General features: G+C 63.7%; 15 protein-coding genes. 12 read left to right on the forward strand and 3 right to left on the reverse strand.

Annotation, left to right across the window (positions count from 1 at the left end):
* Positions 1 to 74: 74 nt before the first annotated feature.
* Complete coding sequence (locus tag AC1Z3V_RS18075; protein ID WP_483500819.1) at positions 75 to 1,709, reverse strand: MFS transporter; 1,635 nt, start codon at positions 1,707 to 1,709, stop codon at positions 75 to 77.
* A 272-nt stretch (positions 1,710 to 1,981) separates the two neighbouring features.
* On the opposite strand from AC1Z3V_RS18075, the gene rimP reads away from it, so the two are divergent.
* From rimP to AC1Z3V_RS18135, 12 genes are all read left to right on the forward strand, one after another.
* The gene (gene rimP, locus AC1Z3V_RS18080) at positions 1,982 to 2,602 is read left to right on the forward strand and encodes a ribosome maturation factor RimP (RefSeq protein ID WP_173515164.1); all 621 of its coding nucleotides are present in this window, start codon (positions 1,982 to 1,984) and stop codon (positions 2,600 to 2,602) included.
* Positions 2,603 to 2,648: 46 nt separating this feature from the next.
* Complete coding sequence (gene nusA, locus AC1Z3V_RS18085; protein ID WP_429810734.1) at positions 2,649 to 4,268, forward strand: transcription termination factor NusA; 1,620 nt, start codon at positions 2,649 to 2,651, stop codon at positions 4,266 to 4,268.
* A gap of 5 nt (positions 4,269 to 4,273) precedes the next feature.
* Positions 4,274 to 4,966 (forward strand): RNA-binding protein, encoded by a 693-nt coding sequence (locus AC1Z3V_RS18090; protein WP_483500821.1) that lies wholly within the window; start codon positions 4,274 to 4,276, stop codon positions 4,964 to 4,966.
* Positions 4,967 to 5,071: 105 nt separating this feature from the next.
* Positions 5,072 to 7,753, forward strand: coding sequence for a translation initiation factor IF-2 (infB, locus tag AC1Z3V_RS18095; RefSeq protein WP_429810736.1), 2,682 nt, complete (start codon positions 5,072 to 5,074; stop codon positions 7,751 to 7,753).
* Positions 7,754 to 7,825: 72 nt separating this feature from the next.
* Positions 7,826 to 8,233, forward strand: coding sequence for a 30S ribosome-binding factor RbfA (rbfA, locus tag AC1Z3V_RS18100; protein WP_483500823.1), 408 nt, complete (start codon positions 7,826 to 7,828; stop codon positions 8,231 to 8,233).
* Positions 8,234 to 8,241: 8 nt separating this feature from the next.
* On the forward strand, positions 8,242 to 9,177 hold the full coding sequence (gene truB / locus AC1Z3V_RS18105) for a tRNA pseudouridine(55) synthase TruB (protein ID WP_483500825.1): 936 nt from the start codon (positions 8,242 to 8,244) through the stop codon (positions 9,175 to 9,177).
* A 185-nt stretch (positions 9,178 to 9,362) separates the two neighbouring features.
* Positions 9,363 to 11,072, forward strand: a complete 1,710-nt coding sequence (locus tag AC1Z3V_RS18110; RefSeq protein WP_483500827.1) for a sensor histidine kinase — start codon at positions 9,363 to 9,365, stop codon at positions 11,070 to 11,072.
* 26 nt (positions 11,073 to 11,098) lie between these two features.
* Complete coding sequence (locus AC1Z3V_RS18115) at positions 11,099 to 11,446, forward strand: SH3 domain-containing protein (protein WP_483500829.1); 348 nt, start codon at positions 11,099 to 11,101, stop codon at positions 11,444 to 11,446.
* Positions 11,447 to 11,615: 169 nt separating this feature from the next.
* Positions 11,616 to 11,885 carry a 30S ribosomal protein S15 gene (gene rpsO, locus AC1Z3V_RS18120; RefSeq protein ID WP_173515172.1) on the forward strand — a complete coding sequence of 90 codons (270 nt, stop codon included), beginning with the start codon at positions 11,616 to 11,618 and terminating at the stop codon, positions 11,883 to 11,885.
* Positions 11,886 to 12,236: 351 nt separating this feature from the next.
* Positions 12,237 to 14,390, forward strand: coding sequence for a polyribonucleotide nucleotidyltransferase (pnp, locus tag AC1Z3V_RS18125; protein ID WP_483500831.1), 2,154 nt, complete (start codon positions 12,237 to 12,239; stop codon positions 14,388 to 14,390).
* 80 nt (positions 14,391 to 14,470) lie between these two features.
* Entirely contained in the window at positions 14,471 to 15,487 is a 1,017-nt protein-coding gene (locus AC1Z3V_RS18130) for a class I SAM-dependent methyltransferase (protein ID WP_483500833.1), read from the forward strand.
* Positions 15,488 to 15,648: 161 nt separating this feature from the next.
* Positions 15,649 to 15,870: a hypothetical protein gene (locus tag AC1Z3V_RS18135; protein WP_173515175.1), complete on the forward strand. Its 222-nt coding sequence runs from the start codon at positions 15,649 to 15,651 to the stop codon at positions 15,868 to 15,870.
* Between the two features lie 108 nt (positions 15,871 to 15,978).
* On the opposite strand, the gene fabI is transcribed toward AC1Z3V_RS18135, so the two are convergent.
* Both fabI and fabB read right to left on the reverse strand, forming a co-directional pair.
* The gene (gene fabI, locus AC1Z3V_RS18140; RefSeq protein ID WP_483500835.1) at positions 15,979 to 16,785 is read right to left on the reverse strand and encodes an enoyl-ACP reductase FabI; all 807 of its coding nucleotides are present in this window, start codon (positions 16,783 to 16,785) and stop codon (positions 15,979 to 15,981) included.
* A 4-nt stretch (positions 16,786 to 16,789) separates the two neighbouring features.
* Positions 16,790 to 18,013, reverse strand: a complete 1,224-nt coding sequence (fabB, locus tag AC1Z3V_RS18145; protein WP_483500837.1) for a beta-ketoacyl-ACP synthase I — start codon at positions 18,011 to 18,013, stop codon at positions 16,790 to 16,792.
* Between the last annotated feature and the right edge of the window lie 28 nt (positions 18,014 to 18,041).

Here is an 18,041-nt window from a genome sequence, read left to right on the forward strand (position 1 = left end):
CGAAAGAGGCCCTGCGGCGCAAGGCCTCTTTCTGTCGTCTCGGTCGATGTCGGTGCAGGCGCTGGCGAAGAACCTCAGTGCATGTCGACATTGACCTGGCGCTTGTAGCGCTCGTAGTGGGTCGGCACGATCGTCTGGCGCTCGATCATTCGGTGCACCCGCGGCGGTGCAGCGCCGCTGTGCAGCGCCGTCAGCTTGTCGCCCACGGCGGCGTCGGCCTGGGTGCGGCGCTGGTTGTGGCGCACATATTCGACCCAGGTCGGCACGTGGTAGGTCTCGGTCCAGGTGGTCGGGTTTTCGAGGTCACGCATCAGTGCCCAATGCCCCGCGCCGTCACGGATGCGGATGCGCCGGCGTTCCGCCATGGTCGTCAGGAATTCCGGGATGTCGTCATCGGCAATCTCGTAGTCGATCATGATGACGATCGGGCCGCTGCGCGGCTTCAGATCGAGTTCGAGCGGTGGTTCGTTGAAGCGGTTGAGCGGATCGAGGTTCAGCGAGGTGAACTCCGGCAAGGGCAGCCGGAAGCCGACCACGACGCCAGCGAACATCAGGAGACAGGAGCCCATCAGCGCGTTGGCGGCGCCGTATTGTTCGGCGGCCGTGCCCCAGAGCCAGCTGCCGCCGGCAATGCCGCCGAAGGTCATCGTCTGGTAGAGCGACAGTGCCCGCCCGACGACCCAGCGCGGCGTCGAAAGCTGCACGGTCGTGTTGAAAAGCGACAGCGCCAGCACCCAGCAGGCACCGGAGACGAGCAGCACGAGACAGCTCAGCCAGGCATAGGTGCTGAGCGCCGTGATCGCGGCGCTGGCGGCAAAGCCGGTGAAGGCGATACGGACGATCGCCTCGCTCGACAGCTTTTCTCGCAAGCGCGCGCTGAGCAGCGCCCCGCCGATCGCGCCGAGGCCGAAGGCGCCGAGCATCAGGCCGTAGGTGAGCGGCCCGCCTTGAACGAGGTCGCGGGCGACGAGCGGCAGGAGTGCGAGGATCGCGCTTGCCGAGAGGCCGAAGAGGAAACCGCGCAGCAGCACCTTGCCGATGTTGGGCGACATGGCGACATAGCGCAGGCCCGCGGATATGGCGCGGCCCAGCGTCTCGCGCGGCAGGGTGTTCGTCGGCACCTCCCGTCGCCAACGCAGCAGCGCGAAAAGGATCGCGAAATAGCTGAGCGTGTTGGCGAAGAAGGCGGCCGCGGCGCCGGCCGCCGCAACGATCGCGCCACCGATGGCGGGGCCGACGCTGCGGGTGATGTTGAAGCCCATGCTGTTCAGCGCCACTGCCGCCGGCAGGTCGTCGCGCGGGACCATGTCGCCGACCGAGGCCTGCCAGGATGGGTTGTTGAGCGCCGTACCGCAGCCAATGAGGAAGGTGAAGAGCAGGAGCAGCCAGGGCGTGATCAGCCCGACATAGGCACAGATCGTCAGAAGCGCCGAGACGAGCAGCATGAAACATTGCGCCACCAGCATGATCCGCCGTCGATCGAAATTGTCGGCAAGCGCGCCCGAGACGAGCGAGAAGAGCATGATCGGCAGCGAGGTCGATGCCTGCACCAGCGCCACCATGTTCGCCGATGAGGAGATCGAGGTCATCAGCCAGGCGGCGCCGACCGATTGGATGAGGCCGCCGAAATTGGATGCGAGGCTCGCAATCCAGATCGTGCGGAAGATGTCGTGCTTGAAGGGTGCAAGCGGCGAAATACGGTGGGGCACCTCGTCTTCTCTCTCGTCCTTGATTGTCGTTTCGAAGCGGTTCGATTCCTGTTATAGGCCGGAGGACGCGAAGTGCCACCCGCTGAAACTGACCCTGTCATCGAAGATCGTCGGCTGCGCGCGGATCGAGGCATTTGAAGCACACGGCCCAACGCCTTGCAATTTGCGGCGATGAAGCGTATATGAGCCTCAAATTCTTGATCGGTAGATGAAGAGTGGGCCCGTCAGGACCCGCTCTTTTTTATTAGCCGGTCCGATGAGGAGATGATCGTTTGTCCGATACGACAACGGCTGAAAATGCAAATGAACCGCGCCTGATCACCGAAACCGGTCTCGACCAGCGCATCGCCGATATCATCGAGCCGGTTATCGTGCCGATGGGCTATCGCCTGGTGCGTGTGCGCATGTCCGGCCAGAACGGACTGACGCTGCAGATCATGGCCGAGCGGAACGACGGCACCATGACCGTCGAGGACTGCGAAGAGATCTCCAAGGCCATTTCGCCGGTGCTCGATGTGGAAGATCCGATCGACAAGGCGTATCATCTCGAAGTGTCGTCGCCGGGCATCGACCGCCCGATGGTGCGCAAGTCCGACTTCTTCCGCTGGCAGGGTCACCTGCTGAAATGCGAGACGTCGGTTCTGGTCGATGGCCGCAAGCGGTTCCGCGGCAAGATCGTTTCCGTCGACGACGATGGTTTCCGGCTCGAGCGCGACCAGCCTGCGTACGGTGAGGAGCCTGTTGTCGTCATCCCGTTCACCACGCTTTCCGAAGCGCGGCTGATCCTGACCGACGATCTGATCCGCGATGCGCTGACGGCCGACAAGAAGGCGAAGGCTGCGCGCGCCGCGAACGAGAATTTCGAAGACGAAGATTCACCTATTGAGGAATAAGTCGGGCGGAGCGTGAAGCCCCCTGCAACCCAAACGGAGACAAGACATGGCAGTCAGTGCTAACCGGCTCGAGCTTCTGCAGATCGCGGATGCCGTCGCGCGTGAAAAGGTGATCGACCGCGAGATCGTTCTGGCCGCAATGGCCGATGCGATCCAGAAGGCCGCCCGCTCGCGCTATGGGTCGGAATCGAACATCCGCGCCGACATCAACTCGAAGACCGGTGAAATCCGCCTGCAGCGTCTTCTGGAAGTCGTCGAGAAGGCTGACGATTACTCCACGCAGATCCCGCTCGAGCTTGCTCGCGATCGCAATCCGGATGCCAAGCTCGGCGATTTCATCGCCGATCCGCTGCCGCCGATGGACTTCGGCCGTATCGCCGCCCAGTCTGCCAAGCAGGTCATCGTGCAGAAGGTCCGCGAAGCCGAGCGTGATCGCCAGTTTGACGAATTCAAGGATCGCGTCGGCGAGATCGTCAACGGTACGGTCAAGCGCGTCGAATACGGCAACGTCATCGTCGACCTCGGTCGTGGCGAAGGCATCATCCGCCGTGACGAGATGATCCCGCGCGAAAACATGCGTTACGGCGACCGCGTCCGCGCCTTCGTCTACGACGTTCGCCGCGAGCAGCGCGGCCCGCAGATCTTCCTGTCGCGTACCCATCCGCAGTTCATGGTGAAGCTCTTCACCATGGAAGTACCCGAGATCTACGACGGCATCATCCAGATCAAGTCGGTTGCCCGTGATCCCGGTTCGCGCGCCAAGATCGCGGTGGTCTCGAACGACTCGTCGATCGACCCGGTCGGCGCCTGCGTCGGTATGCGCGGCTCGCGCGTTCAGGCGGTCGTCGGCGAACTGCAGGGCGAAAAGATCGACATCATTCCGTGGTCGCAGGATCCGGCGTCGTTCATCGTCAATGCGCTGCAGCCGGCAGAAGTGGCCAAGGTCGTTCTCGACGAAGATGCGGAGCGCATCGAAGTGGTCGTTCCGGACGAGCAGCTGTCGCTCGCCATCGGTCGTCGCGGCCAGAACGTTCGCCTCGCGTCGCAGTTGACCGGCTGGGACATCGACATCCTCACCGAGCAGGAAGAGAGCGAGCGTCGCCAGAAGGAATTCACCGAGCGCACCAACCTCTTCATGGAAGCACTCGACGTCGACGAAATGGTCGGCCAGGTTCTGGCTTCCGAAGGCTTTGCCGCCGTCGAGGAGCTCGCCTATGTCGATCTCGACGAAATCTCGTCGATCGACGGCTTCGACGAGGAGACCGCAACCGAAATCCAGACCCGTGCGCGCGAGTTCCTCGACAAGCTCGAAGCGGAAATGGATGCCAAGCGCAAGGAACTCGGCGTTGCCGACGAACTGCGCTCGATCGACGGCCTGACGAGCCAGATGCTCGTTGCGCTTGGCGAAGAAGGCATCAAGACGATCGAGGACTTTGCCGGTTGCGCGGCCGACGATCTCGTCGGCTGGAGCGAGCGCAAGGACGGCGAGACCAAGCGCTTCGAGGGCACCTTCTCGAAGTTCGACGTTTCGCGCGCCGAAGCCGAAGCCATGATCGTTCAGGCCCGCCTGGCGGCCGGCTGGATCACGGAAGAGGATCTGGCAAGCGATGAGGCCGAAGGCGAAGAGCCGATCGACGTTGCCGAAGGCGCCGAGCAGGACGCCTGAGGACGATGATCGCCTCTGATGATGCCGACGTCCTGCCCACCGATAGGGGGCCGAAGGATCGGAACGGCAGCACGCGGACCTGCATCGTCACCCGTGAAAGCGGTTCGCCCGACGAACTGATCCGCTTCGTTGCCGGGCCCGACGGTCGCGTCGTTCCCGATCTGAAGCGGCAGCTTCCGGGACGCGGCTGCTGGGTGAAGGCCGAGCGGGTGCTCGTCGAAAAGGCGGTGGCGAAGAAGTTCTTCGCCCGCGCCCTGAAGGCGGACGTCAAGGCCGACGCGACACTTGCCGACGACGTCGACCGGCTGCTCGCCGAGCAGTTGGCCGGCATGATGAACATGGCGCGCAAGGCCGCCCAGTTCATCTCCGGCGCGACGAAGACGGAGCAGGCCGTGCGCGGCCTTGCGGCGCTTGCCGTGTTCCATGCGGCCGATGCTGCGGCCGACGGCGTGCGCAAGATAGACCAGGCCCGCAAGGCGATGAGCTTCGTGGCCGACGACGAAACGGAAATACCTTCGTTCCGTCCCTTCACCGGGGCGGAAATGGAGGGCCTTTTGGGAAGTAATGCTTTTATCCATGCCGCAGCGCTTGCAGGGCAGGCGGGTGAGGGTGTAGTGAAGCGCGCAATCATGCTCGAAAAGTACCGAGGATCCGTCCCGGTCCGGGCCGAAGGCGGCGCTGGCAAGCCACAGCAATGACGCGCGTCACCGGCGAGTGCCGGCATCGCGGGTATTGTTTGAGACAAATTGGAAGACGGGGTCGGGTGATACGCATCCGGGCCTGATCGCTAGGAACGGAACGGAATGACCGACGACAAAGACGACAAGACCATCAGCGTAGCAGGCAAGAAGACGCTGACCCTGAAGCCCCATGGGGTTCAGCAGGGAACGGTGCGTCAGGACATGGGCCGCGGCCGCACCAAAGCGGTCGTGGTCGAAACCAGAAAGCGCCCGACTTCTTTCAATCGGCCCAAGGACGAGCGTCCGATCACGCCCGTGAGTGCGGCCGCGCGTCCGGCGGAGCAGCGTCCTCAACAGCCGCAGCCTTCGGGCCGTCCGGCGCCACAGCCGCAGGCACATCAGCCGCGCCAGGAGCAGAACCGCCCGCGCGTCGGCGTCGTCCTGAACGATCTCTCCGCCGGTGAGATGGAAGCGCGGCGTCGCGCCCTGGCCGAAGCCCAGATCCGCGATGCCGAGGAAGCCAAGCGCCGCGCCGAGGACGAAGCCCGCCGCAAGCGCGAGGAAGAAGAACGGATCCTCCGCGAGAAGGAGGAGGCCGAGCGCCGCGCCGCTGAAGAAGCTGCGCGCGCCGTTGCCGAGAAGCCGGCCGAACCGGTCGCGGAGCGCCCGGCTGCTGCAGCCGCCGCTGCACCGGCGCCGGTCGCCGAGCGTCGCCCCGACAATCGTCCGCAATCGCCGCGTCCGGCACCTGCCGCCGCGCCGCAGGCACCTGCGGGCGTTGCCGCCCGTGGTCGCCGCAGCGATGACGAAGACGACGATCGCGGCTCGCGCAGCAATGCCGGTCCGGCGCGCGGCAAGGTCGTGCGTCCTGAGCCTGCTAAGGTTCCGGCCCGCCCGAAGGGCGACGACGGCCGCCGCCAGGGCAAGCTGACGCTGACGGCTGCGGTCGACGAGGACGGCGGCCAGCGCAACCGTTCGCTGTCGGCCATGCGTCGCCGCCAGGAGAAGTTCAAGCGCAGCCAGATGCAGGAAACCCGCGAGAAGATCTCGCGCGAAGTCGTCCTGCCGGAAACCATCACCATTCAGGAACTGTCGCAGCGCATGTCCGAACGCGCCGTCGACGTCATCAAGTACCTGATGAAGGAAGGTCAGATGATGAAGCCCGGCGATCTGATCGACGCCGATATGGCGGAACTCATCGCCGGCGAATTCGGCCACACGGTCAAGCGCGTTTCGGAATCCGACGTCGAAGAGGGCATCTTCAACGTTTCGGACGCCGAAGAGGAGATGCTGCCGCGTCCGCCGATCGTTACGATCATGGGCCACGTCGACCACGGCAAGACCTCGCTGCTCGATGCGATCCGCCACGCCAACGTGGTGGCCGGCGAAGCCGGTGGCATCACCCAGCACATCGGCGCCTACCAGGTCGAGCAGAACGGCAACAAGATCACCTTCATCGACACCCCCGGCCACGCAGCGTTCACCGCCATGCGTGCCCGCGGTGCCCAGGCGACCGATATCGCGATCCTGGTGGTTGCGGCTGACGACAGCGTGATGCCGCAGACGATCGAATCGATCAACCATGCCAAGGCGGCCGGCGTTCCGATCATCGTGGCGATCAACAAGATCGACAAGCCGACGGCGAATGCGCAGAAGGTTCGCACCGAACTGCTGCAGCACGAAGTCTTCGTCGAATCCATGGGCGGTGAAGTTCTCGACGTGGAAGTGTCCGCGAAGAACGGCACCAACCTCGACAAGCTCCTGGAAGCGATCCTGCTTCAGGCCGAAATCCTCGACCTGCGCGCCAATCCGAACCGGACGGCGGAAGGTACGGTGGTCGAAGCCGAGCTTGACCGCGGCCGCGGTGCGGTTGCGACCGTCCTCGTCCAGAAGGGCACGCTGAAGCCCGGCCAGATCATCGTTGCAGGTGATCAGTGGGGCCGTGTGCGCGCACTCGTCAACGACAAGGGCGAACACGTCAAGGAAGCCGGTCCGTCGATGCCGGTCGAGGTTCTCGGCCTTTCGGGCACGCCGGCTGCCGGCGACAAGTTCGCCGTGGTCGAAAACGAGGGCCGCGCCCGCGAGATCTCCGAATACCGCCAGCGGCTTGCCCGTGAGAAGGCGGTTGCTCGCCAGTCCGGCTCGCGCGGTTCGCTCGAGCAGATGATGAGCCAGCTCCAGACCTCCGGTCTCAAGGAGTTCCCGCTGGTCATCAAGGGCGACGTGCAGGGTTCGATCGAAGCGATCGCCGGTGCTCTCGAAAAGCTCGGAACCGACGAAGTGCGTGCGCGCATCGTGCATTCGGGTGCCGGCGGTATCACCGAGTCCGACATTTCGCTCGCCGAAGCGTCGGACGCCGCGATCATCGGCTTCAATGTCCGCGCCAACGCGCAGGCCCGTTCGGCCGCCGAGCGTGCCGGCATCGAGATCCGCTACTACAACATCATCTACGATCTGGTGGATGACGTGAAGGCGGCGATGTCCGGTCTGCTCTCGCCGGAGCGCCGCGAAACCTTCCTCGGCAACGCCGAAATCCTGGAGGTGTTCAACATCACCAAGGTCGGCAAGGTCGCGGGTTGCCGCGTCACCGAGGGCAAGGTCGAGCGTGGCGTCGGCGTCCGTCTGGTTCGCGACAACGTCGTTATCCACGAAGGCAAGCTCAAGACCCTCAAGCGCTTCAAGGACGAGGTCTCGGAAGTCAACGTCGGTCAGGAGTGCGGCATGGCCTTCGAGAACTACGAAGACATCCGCGCCGGCGACACGATCGAGTGCTTCCGCGTCGAGCACATCACGCGGACGCTTTAAGATCCGTCCGATTAGAGATTATGCGGGCGCCGGGTTATCCTTCGGCGCTCGCATTTTTTTGAGGTACCGTCCATGAGCAAAGCCACATCCTCTGCCCCCTCCCAGCGCATGCTGCGCGTCGGTGAACAGGTGCGCGCCGCCATTACCCAGGTTCTGCAGCGTGGCGAGGTCCGCGATTCCGTGATCGAAAAGACCGTCATCGCGATCTCGGAAGTGCGAATGTCGCCTGATCTGAAGATTGCCACGGCCTATGTTACGCCGCTCGGCGTGCCCAATCATGCCGAAGTCATCGCGGCGCTCAACCGCAATGCCAAGTACATTCGCGGCCGCCTCGGCCCGCAGCTCAGGCAGATGAAATACATGCCCGACGTTCGTTTCCGCGACGATACGAGCTTCGACAACTACAAGAAGATCGACGCGCTCCTGCGCTCGCCGGAAGTCAGCCGCGATCTCGACCAGACCAGCGAAGACGAAGAATAGTAGATTTCATGTCCAAACCGCGTAAGCCCAAAGGCCGCCCGATCTCGGGCTGGCTGATCCTCGACAAGCCGCTCGACTTCGGCTCCACCGAAGCCGTCTCGAAGATCAAGTGGCTGTTCAAGGCCCAGAAGGCCGGCCATGCCGGCACGCTCGATCCGTTGGCCTCCGGCATGCTGCCGATCGCGCTCGGTGATGCGACGAAGACCGTTCCCTACGTGATGGACGGCCGCAAGATCTACGAATTCACCGTTGCCTGGGGCGAGGAACGCTCGACCGACGATCTCGAAGGCGAGGTCACGCACTCGTCGAGCGAACGACCGAACGAAGAGGCGATCCGCGCGCTGCTGCCGAAATATACCGGCGTCATCAGCCAGGTGCCGCCGCAATTCTCGGCGATCAAGATCGACGGCGAGCGCGCCTACGATCTCGCCCGCGATGGCGAGACGGTCGAGATCCCGGCCCGCGAGGTCGAGGTGCACCGCCTGACGCTCTTGGGGGCCGCCCCCAATCTCGCGCATTTCGAAATCGAATGCGGCAAGGGCACCTATGTGCGCTCGCTCGCCCGCGACATGGGGCGCGACCTCGGCTGTTTCGGCCATATCGCCTCGCTGCGCCGCACCTTCGTCGCGCCGTTTGGCGAAGAGGACATGGTGCCGCTCGCCGATCTGGTGGCGCTGGAAAAAATCGAGGGTGACGAAGAACGCCTGGCTGCGCTCGACACGTATCTGATCGAGACTGGCGAGGCGCTTTCCAACCTGCCGCATGTCGCCGTCAACGACGATCAGGCGCATCGCCTGAGAATGGGCAACCCGATCATTCTGCGCGGCCGCGATGCCCCGCTTGCGACGCCTGAAGCCTATGCGACGGCACGCGGCAAGCTGGTTGCCATCGGCGAGATCGCCGAGGGCGAGTTCCGGCCGAAGCGTGTTTTCGCCACCGGCTAAACGCCCGGAAGCGTTTGCCTTTGCCCCATCCTTGACGCATGATCCCCGGCATGGGCTTCTAATCCGTCCGAGGTGATTCCGTTTCCTTGCCGTGCTCCAGACCCGATTGGCGTTCACGCCGCCTTCGACAGCGTCCGCCGAACGCGGCTGTGCCCGCTGGCTCGGAATGAAGACGGACGACTGAGGTGACGGGCGTGTCGGAAGAAGGAAAGCGAAGAGCGGCGAATGGCCTGTCGGCGATCGCCGATCTCCTTCGTCATCGCCTGACCCGGCCCTTCAGCTTTTACCTGACGTCGCTGCTGCTGGTAGCCATCGTTCCGGCCTTCATTTTTTCGCTCGTGGTGCTGAAGCGCAGCGTCGATCAGCAGGAGCAAGTGATCACGGCGCTGCTGCAGGCCTCGACCGGGTCGGTCACGCGTATCGTCGAGCGTGACATCGAAGGCATGCTGACGACGCTGAAGGTGCTGTCGACATCGCAAGAAATCGAAGACGGCAACATGGAGGCCTTCTACGGCAGGGCCTCGACTGCACTTGCCGATACGGATTCCTACCTGATCGTCATCGACCGGAAGCACAACCAGTTGCTCAACACTCGCGTGCCTTTCGGCACAAAGCTCAACAGGGTCTCGGATCCGGACTCCGTCGAGCGCGCCTTTACCAACAATGGCGCGCCACTCGTCTCCAACGTCTTCTTCGGCCAGACCGCGGGAAAATGGGTGTTCAACGTTTACCTGCCGGCGAAGTTGTCGACCGGCGAGGAGTATGTGCTGACGTTGACGCAAAACGCCGAGAACATGGCCAAGGCCGTCAACCGCGATACGCTCTCCCCCGGCTGGAACGCAGCGCTGGTCGATAGCGCAGGCAAGGTCATCATCTCGTCGGATGCGGCCGTGAAGGCTGGCGAACCGTTCTTCCTCGATAAGGTGCCGGCGATCAGCATCGGCGTCCGCAACATCAAGGAAAACGGCACGGAATATCGCGTCGCGACCGAGTTCTCCGTCGTCACCGGATGGCGGATCATTGCCTGGGCACCGCGCGCAACCGTCGATGCGCCGGCCGTCTGGTCGTTCCTCTGGCTGTCGCTCGGCGGCATCCTCTTCGCCGGTATCGCGATCGCCGGTTCGCTGGCGATCGCGCGGCTGTTGTCGCAGGGCGTCAAGCTGGTGGCGCAGGATGCGCGCCGTCTCGGTGCCGGCGAACGGATCGAATCGCGGCCGCACATGATCTCCGAGGTCGAGCAGGTCTCGACGGCGCTGGCACGCGCCGCCGCGGCGCGCGGCAAGGCGGAAAACGAGATCCGCTTCCTCATGCGCGAGGTGGCGCACCGCTCGAAGAACCAGCTGACCGTCATCCAGTCCATGCTGAACCAGTCGGTCTATTCGGCCGAGAGTGCCGCGGACTTCGCCGAATCCTTCCGCAAGCGTATTGCCGGGCTTGCGCGCTCGACGGATCTGATGATTGCCAACGCGGCGCAAGGCGTCGATTTCCGCGAGCTCGCCCAGAACCAATTGCAGCCGTTTACGCCCGACGATCCGAAACGCATGATCCTTTCCGGCCCCGCCCTGAGGCTCGACACGCAGATCTCCCAGACGCTCGGCATGGCCCTGCACGAACTTGCGACGAATGCCACCAAATACGGTGCGCTTGCCAACACCACCGGGGTCGTCAAGCTGAGCTGGTCGCTGGAGGATGACGGCATTGCCATTCGCTGGCGGGAGGAGGGCGCGGATCTCGCGGGCAAGCCTTCGGATGCGGTCCGCAAGGGCTTCGGGACCCTGGTATTGGAGCGCATGCTCGGCATGGCGCTGAACGCTGCACTGGAGCGGGTAATGCATGCCGACGGCATTGAGTGGCGGATCACCATTCCCCGCGATGCGAAGGAAGAAGGGTCATGAAGGCGAGCCGGGGGAGGGCGCACGCGATGAAACGGTCGTTCGGTCGCTTGTCTCTGCTGGCCGCGATCCCGGCGCTCCTCCTTTTGACGGGCGGGCCGGCGCGCGGTACGGATATCGCTTGCACCATCGCGGACCCGACCGGGACGCCGCTCAATATCCGCGACGCGCCGAACGGTCGGTTCGTGATGACGTTGTCAAACGGCACGAGGGTGAAGAGGGCGGGCGAGCGCAATCTCGGGGGCAAGCGCTGGTCTCTGGTCGCCAACGAGGCCGGAGCGCTTGGCTGGGCTTTCTCCGCCTATCTCGACTGCGTTTCGGTCAATCGCGACCTGCAGAAATCCGCGCCGATGCGACCGCGCCCGACGAGCAACTGATGCGTCCCACCGGCCTTCCGGAGTGCCAGTTCATGACCCTTTCCTTTTTCATCCATTTCGTTTATAGGCACGCCAGCAAAAGGCGCATGCCCGTTGCGTTCACGGCCGCAGCTGGACGACATCCCGGCTGAAGGCGTCCCGAAATCCTCGAAATCGAAAGGATCATCCGATGTCGATTACTGCAGAGCGTAAGGCTCAGCTCATCAAGGAATTTGCAACCGTCGAAGGCGATACCGGTTCCCCGGAAGTCCAGGTTGCTATCCTGACCGAACGGATCAACAACCTGACCGAGCACTTCAAGGGCCACAAGAAGGATAACCATTCCCGCCGTGGTCTGCTCGCAATGGTTTCCAGCCGTCGTTCGCTCCTCGACTATCTGAAGAAGAAAGACGAAGCGCGCTACAGCAAGCTGATCGGTGCCCTGGGCATCCGTCGCTAAGCGACTTGTCCGGCGGGTCTTTGCGACCCGCCGGCTTTTTTATGGAGCGGTGCACGCTCGACGAATGAACTCTCCGGCCGCCTAGGAAGCGTGGCTTCAGGAGAGAATCCAGCGAACCGGATGGGCCGGTTTCGCGGATCAACCGATGGCCCGTCATGGGGCAGGATTGCAGGATGCTTCGGCCCTGCTTGCCGGAACGTCGCCGATGAGCGGCCCGGTGAAGCGGAAACAAGCCGATTTCAAGCGTGAAGCCTCCCGTTGTCTTGCCCGTGATGCGCCATTCCATGCGGCCCCTCGACCACCCGCGCTGCAACAGCCGCGGAAAGGTCCGCCGCACACGAAGGACAGAACATGTTCGATACCCACAAGGTTGAAATCGAATGGGCTGGGCGTCCGCTCAAGCTCGAAACCGGCAAGATCGCCCGCCAGGCTGATGGCGCCGTTCTCGCCACCTACGGCGAAACCGTCGTTCTCGCCACCGTCGTTTCGGCCAAGGCGCCGAAGCCGGGCCAGGACTTCTTCCCGCTGACCGTCAACTACCAGGAAAAGACCTATGCCGCCGGCAAGATCCCGGGTGGCTACTTCAAGCGCGAAGGCCGTCCGAGCGAAAACGAAACGCTCGTCTCGCGCCTGATCGACCGTCCGATCCGCCCGCTCTTCCCGGAAGGCTACAAGAACGACACCCAGGTGATCGTCACGGTCATGCAGCATGACCTCGAGAACAATCCGGACATCCTGTCGATGGTCGCCGCTTCGGCTGCGCTGACGCTGTCGGGCATCCCCTTCATGGGCCCGATCGGTGGCGCGCGCGTCGGCTACATCAACGGCCAGTACGTTCTGAACCCGCATCTCGACGAGATGGACGAATTGACCCTCGACCTCGTCGTCGCCGGCACCCAGGACGCGGTGCTGATGGTCGAATCCGAAGCCAAGGAACTGCCGGAAGACATCATGCTCGGCGCCGTCGTCTTCGGTCAGAAGGGCTTCCAGCCGGTCATCGACGCGATCATCAAGCTTGCTGAAGTGGCCGCCAAGGAGCCGCGCGAATTCGAGCCGGAAGATCATTCCGCTCTCGAGAACGCCATGCTCTCGATCGCCGAAGACGAGCTGCGCAATGCCTACAAGATCACCGAGAAGGCTGCCCGCTACGCTGCCGTCGACGCCGTCAAGGCCAAGGTGAAGGAACACTTCCTGCCCGAGGGCATCGAGAATCCGGCCCATACGGCGGAAGAAATCGGCGCTGTCTTCAAGCACCTGCAGGCCAAGATCGTTCGCTGGAACATCCTCGACACCAAGAGCCGCATCGACGGCCGCGATCTCGAAACCGTTCGTCCGATCGTCGCCGAAGTCGGCGTTCTGCCGCGCACTCACGGCTCCTCGCTCTTCACCCGCGGTGAAACCCAGGCGATCGTCGTTGCCACGCTCGGCACCGGCGAAGACGAGCAGTACGTTGATTCCTTGACGGGCATGTACAAGGAAAACTTCATGCTGCACTACAACTTCCCGCCCTTCTCGGTCGGCGAAACGGGCCGCATGGGTTCCCCGGGCCGCCGCGAAATCGGCCATGGCAAGCTCGCTTGGCGCGCCATCCACCCGATGCTGCCGACGGCGGAACAGTTCCCCTACACCCTGCGCGTCGTCTCGGAAATCACCGAGTCGAACGGCTCGTCCTCGATGGCCACCGTCTGCGGCACCTCGCTGGCGCTGATGGATGCCGGCGTTCCGCTGGCAAAGCCGGTTGCCGGTATCGCCATGGGCCTGATCAAGGAAGATGAGCGCTTTGCCGTTCTCTCCGACATCCTCGGCGACGAAGACCACCTCGGCGACATGGACTTCAAGGTCGCCGGCACGGAAGCCGGCATCACCTCGCTCCAGATGGACATCAAGATCGAGGGCATCACCGAAGAGATCATGGGCATCGCGCTCAACCAGGCCAAGGGCGGCCGTCTCCACATCCTCGGCGAAATGGCCAAGGCCATCTCCGAAAGCCGCGGCCAGCTCGGCGAGTTCGCTCCGCGCATCGAAGTCATGAACATCCCGGTCGACAAGATCCGCGAAGTCATCGGCTCCGGCGGCAAGGTCATCCGCGAAATCGTCGAAAAGACCGGCGCCAAGATCAACATCGAAGACGACGGCACCGTGAAGATCGCCTCCTCGTCCGGCAAGGAAATCGAAGCGGCCCGCAAGTGGATCCACTCGATCGTCGCCGAGCCGGAAGTTGGCCAGATCTATGAAGGCACGGTCGTCAAGACCGCCGACTTCGGCGCCTTCGTCAACTTCTTCGGCGCCCGTGACGGCCTCGTCCACATCTCGCAGCTCGCCGCCGAGCGTGTTGCCAAGACGACCGACGTCGTCAAGGAGGGCGACAAGGTCTGGGTCAAGCTCATGGGCTTCGACGAGCGCGGCAAGGTTCGCCTGTCGATGAAGGTTGTCGACCAGGCGACCGGCAAGGAAATCGTTGCCGAGAAGTCTGAGAAGAAGGGCGACGGCGAAGCCGCCGAATAAGCAGGCTTCACCCGAATGCATTCGGGGCGCGGGGCGGATCGCTCCGCGCCCCTTTCTTGTAGGAAGAGACGGATAGACCGATGAGCCGAGATGCGTTGAAGACCCTGTTTTACCCGTTCGATAGCGGCGTGATCGACCCGCCGGGCGAAGGCGAGCGCGTTCTCTTTCTCGGCGCCGAGGCTGGCTACAAGCTGCCCCAGGGCTTCGAAGCCTCGGTCGCGGCCGTGCAGCCGCTGAGGCCGCTCTATCGCGCCCTGGAGGCCGTACGCGCCGATGTGACGCCGGAGATCACCGGCGAGGACTACGACGTCACGCTGGTGCTCTGCGGCAAGCACAAGGGCGAGAACGAGGACCGGATCGCGGAGGCGTTGAAGCGCACGCGTGAGGGTGGCCTGATCGTCGTTGCCGGCGGCAAGGAAGACGGCATCCAGTCGCTGAAGAAGCGGATCGCCAAGTTCGAGTGGGAGGGCGACCACCTGCCGAAATATCACGGCGTCGCCTTCTGGTTCACCCGCCCCGACGATGTCACGGATGCCGTGCACAAGCTCGCCAAGGCGCCGGTACGCGTCGAAGGCCTGTTCGAGGCGTCACCTGGCATGTTCTCGCACGACCGCATCGATGCGGGCTCGGAACTGCTCGCCTCGCGCCTGCCGAACGATTTCCACGGCCATGCTGCCGATTTCGGCGCCGGCTGGGGCTATCTCGCCGTCAAGCTCGCCGAAGCCTCGCCGGGCCTCAAGGGCGTCGATCTCTTCGAGGCCGATCACGAGGCACTGGAGGCTGCCCGCGTCAACATGATGGCAAATGCCCCGTCGACGCCGGCGCGCTTCTACTGGTTCGACCTGACGAGCGAAGAGCCGCGCGACAAGTACGATCTCATCGTCATGAACCCGCCCTTCCACGAGGCCCACGCCGCCGAGCCGGCGCTCGGCATTGCCATCATCAAGACGGCGCTGAAGGCGCTGAAGCAGAGCGGCAAGCTGATGCTGGTCGCCAATCGCGGCCTGCCCTACGAGCAGGTACTGGCTGAGAACGCCAAGGAATACGGCGAAACCTGCCGCAACGCCCGCTTCAAGGTGCTCTGGGCGAAGCGCTGAAGACCATCGAGGATCGAGCAACGAGCCGGGCCATTCGCCCGGCTCGTTGCCTTCTGTGCCCTTCGCTTCGGCCGACGAGCAGCGACAGTTTGCCTGTTGCCATCGCTCCTGTTCGGGCCCACCATGACGCCGTCGGTGTTTCTCGTCGGAGGATGAGTGCGATGACGTCGGGAGTGAACAGGCCGCCCTTGACCGAGGATGCGGCCGAGGCTGTCGCCAGGGACATCAAGCATGCCGAGGGACATGGGGCCACCTCCGAAGTGCCCATGTCGTTCCTGAAAAGCCTCTATCATCTGCCGCTGGATCCGGGGCGGCGCACCCATACGGGATTTGTCGTGCTGGCGGTCATCGCCGCCTTGTTCGTGCTGTTCGTATTGGTTTGAACCGCCCATCAATGACAAAGCCCACGGACTACAGCGCCGCGCGTCTTATCAGATGCGCAAAGGTCGCTGTAGTCCGTGGGCTTTGTCATGCGTTTCCGCTTGAACGCCTCACTCGGCGTCGGCTGTCCTGAGCGTGTCGAGAGCCGGCATCGAGGTGATGTTGTAGCCGGAGTCGACGTAATGGATCTCGCCGGTGACGCCGCGCGACAGATCCGACAGCAGATAGAGAGCCGAGTTGCCGACGTCGTCGATTGTGACGGTGCGGCGCAGCGGCGAGTTCTTCTGCTGCCAGGACAGCATCGCCCGGGCGTCGGAAATGCCGGCGCCGGCAAGCGTGCGGATCGGGCCGGCGGAGATCGCGTTGACGCGGATGCCGCGCGCGCCGTAATCGGCGGCGAGGTAGCGTACGGAAGCCTCGAGCGCGGCCTTGGCGACGCCCATGACGTTGTAGTTCGGCATGACGCGCATCGAGCCGCCGTAGGTGAGCGTCAGCATCGAGCCGCCGTCGTTCATCAGCTCGGCCGCGCGCTTGGCGATCTCGGTGAAGGAGAAGCAGGAGATCACCATCGTGCGGCTGAAATTGTCGCGCGAGGTGTCGGCATAGAGGCCCTTCAGCTCGTTCTTGTCGGAGAAGCCGATGGCATGCACGACGAAATCGAGCTTGCCCCAGCGCTCCTTGATCGCAGAGATCACGGCATCGACGGACTCGATGTCTTCGACGTCGCAGGGGAGCAGGAAGTCGGAGCCGAGTTCGGCGGCCAGCGGCTTGACACGCTTGCCGAGGGCCTCGCCCTGGTAGGTGAAGGCGAGTTCGGCGCCCTGCGCCGCAAGCGCCTTGGCGATGCCCCAGGCAATAGAGTGGTTGTTGGCCACACCCATGATGAGGCCACGCTTTCCAATCATCAGTCCCGTCATCGTGTTATCCGTTGTAGCGCTGGAAAACGAGCGTGGCATTGGTGCCGCCGAAGCCGAAGGAGTTCGAAAGAACCGTATCGATCTTGGCGTTGTCGATGCGTTTGCGAACGATCGGAACGCCCTCGAATTCGGGGTCGAGTTCGCTGATATGCGCGCTTTCGCCGATGAAGCCGGCCTGCATCATCAAGAGGCCGTAGATGGATTCCTGTACGCCGGCAGCACCCAGCGAGTGGCCGGTCAGCGACTTCGTCGACTGGATGTGCGGCATCTTGCTGCCGAACACTTCGCGGATCGCGCCGATCTCCTTGCTGTCGCCAACCGGAGTCGAGGTGCCGTGGGTGTTGATGTAGTCGACGTCGCCCTTCACCGTCGAAAGCGCCTGGCGCATGCAGCGGATCGCGCCCTCGCCCGACGGGGCCACCATGTCGTAACCGTCGGAGGTCGCACCGTAGCCGACGATTTCGGCATAGATCTTGGCGCCACGGGCCTTGGCGTGCTCCAGTTCTTCGAGAACGAGAACGCCCGCGCCGCCGGCAATGACGAAGCCGTCGCGGTTGACGTCATAGGCACGCGATGCCGTCGCCGGCGTTTCGTTGTACTTCGAGGACATGGCGCCCATGGCGTCGAAGAGGTTCGACATGGTCCAGTCGAGATCCTCGTGGCCGCCGGCGAACATCACGTCCTGCTTGCCCCACTGGATCATCTCGGCCGCATTGCCGATGCAGTGCGCCGAGGTCGAGCAGGCAGAAGAGATCGAGTAGTTGACGCCGTGGATCTGGAACCAGGTCGCGAGCGTTGCGGAAGCCGTGGACGACATGGCCTTCGGAACGGCGAACGGGCCGATGCGCTTCGGGCTGACGTTCTTGCGGGTGATGTCGGCGGCGTCGACGATCGTACGGGTGGACGGGCCGCCCGAGCCCATGATGATGCCGGTGCGCTCGTTGCGGGCAACGACCGACTCTTCGAGGCCGGAATTGGCGATCGCCTGCTTCATCGCCACGTGGTTCCAGGCGCCGCCCTGCGACAGGAAGCGCATGGCGCGGCGGTCGACGAGCTCGGTCGGGTCGAGCGACGGGGCGCCCCAGACCTGGCACTTGAAGCCGTTTTCCGCGAAATCGGGAGAAAACGTGATGCCCGACTTTGCATCGCGCAGCGACGCCGTGACTTCGTCGGCGTTGTTTCCGATCGAGGAAACGATGCCGAGGCCCGTGACAACAACCCGTCTCATGATACTGACCTTTTCTTTATTTCGTTCG

This window comes from Ensifer sp. 38_S197, from assembly GCF_056924495.1.

Bases quoted from the DNA above. Each gene is read 5' to 3' on its own strand.
- nusA (WP_429810734.1), top strand. From the start codon at position 2,649: ATGGCAGTCAGTGCTAACCGGCTCGAGCTTCTGCAGATCGCGGATGCC.
- AC1Z3V_RS18090 (WP_483500821.1), top strand. From the start codon at position 4,274: ATGATCGCCTCTGATGATGCCGACGTCCTGCCCACCGATAGGGGGCCG.
- infB (WP_429810736.1), top strand. From the start codon at position 5,072: ATGACCGACGACAAAGACGACAAGACCATCAGCGTAGCAGGCAAGAAG.
- rbfA (WP_483500823.1), top strand. From the start codon at position 7,826: ATGAGCAAAGCCACATCCTCTGCCCCCTCCCAGCGCATGCTGCGCGTC.
- truB (WP_483500825.1), top strand. From the start codon at position 8,242: ATGTCCAAACCGCGTAAGCCCAAAGGCCGCCCGATCTCGGGCTGGCTG.
- AC1Z3V_RS18115 (WP_483500829.1), top strand. From the start codon at position 11,099: ATGAAACGGTCGTTCGGTCGCTTGTCTCTGCTGGCCGCGATCCCGGCG.
- rpsO (WP_173515172.1), top strand. From the start codon at position 11,616: ATGTCGATTACTGCAGAGCGTAAGGCTCAGCTCATCAAGGAATTTGCA.
- pnp (WP_483500831.1), top strand. From the start codon at position 12,237: ATGTTCGATACCCACAAGGTTGAAATCGAATGGGCTGGGCGTCCGCTC.
- AC1Z3V_RS18130 (WP_483500833.1), top strand. From the start codon at position 14,471: ATGAGCCGAGATGCGTTGAAGACCCTGTTTTACCCGTTCGATAGCGGC.
- AC1Z3V_RS18135 (WP_173515175.1), top strand. From the start codon at position 15,649: ATGACGTCGGGAGTGAACAGGCCGCCCTTGACCGAGGATGCGGCCGAG.
- fabI (WP_483500835.1), bottom strand. From the start codon at position 16,785: ATGACGGGACTGATGATTGGAAAGCGTGGCCTCATCATGGGTGTGGCC.
- fabB (WP_483500837.1), bottom strand. From the start codon at position 18,013: ATGAGACGGGTTGTTGTCACGGGCCTCGGCATCGTTTCCTCGATCGGA.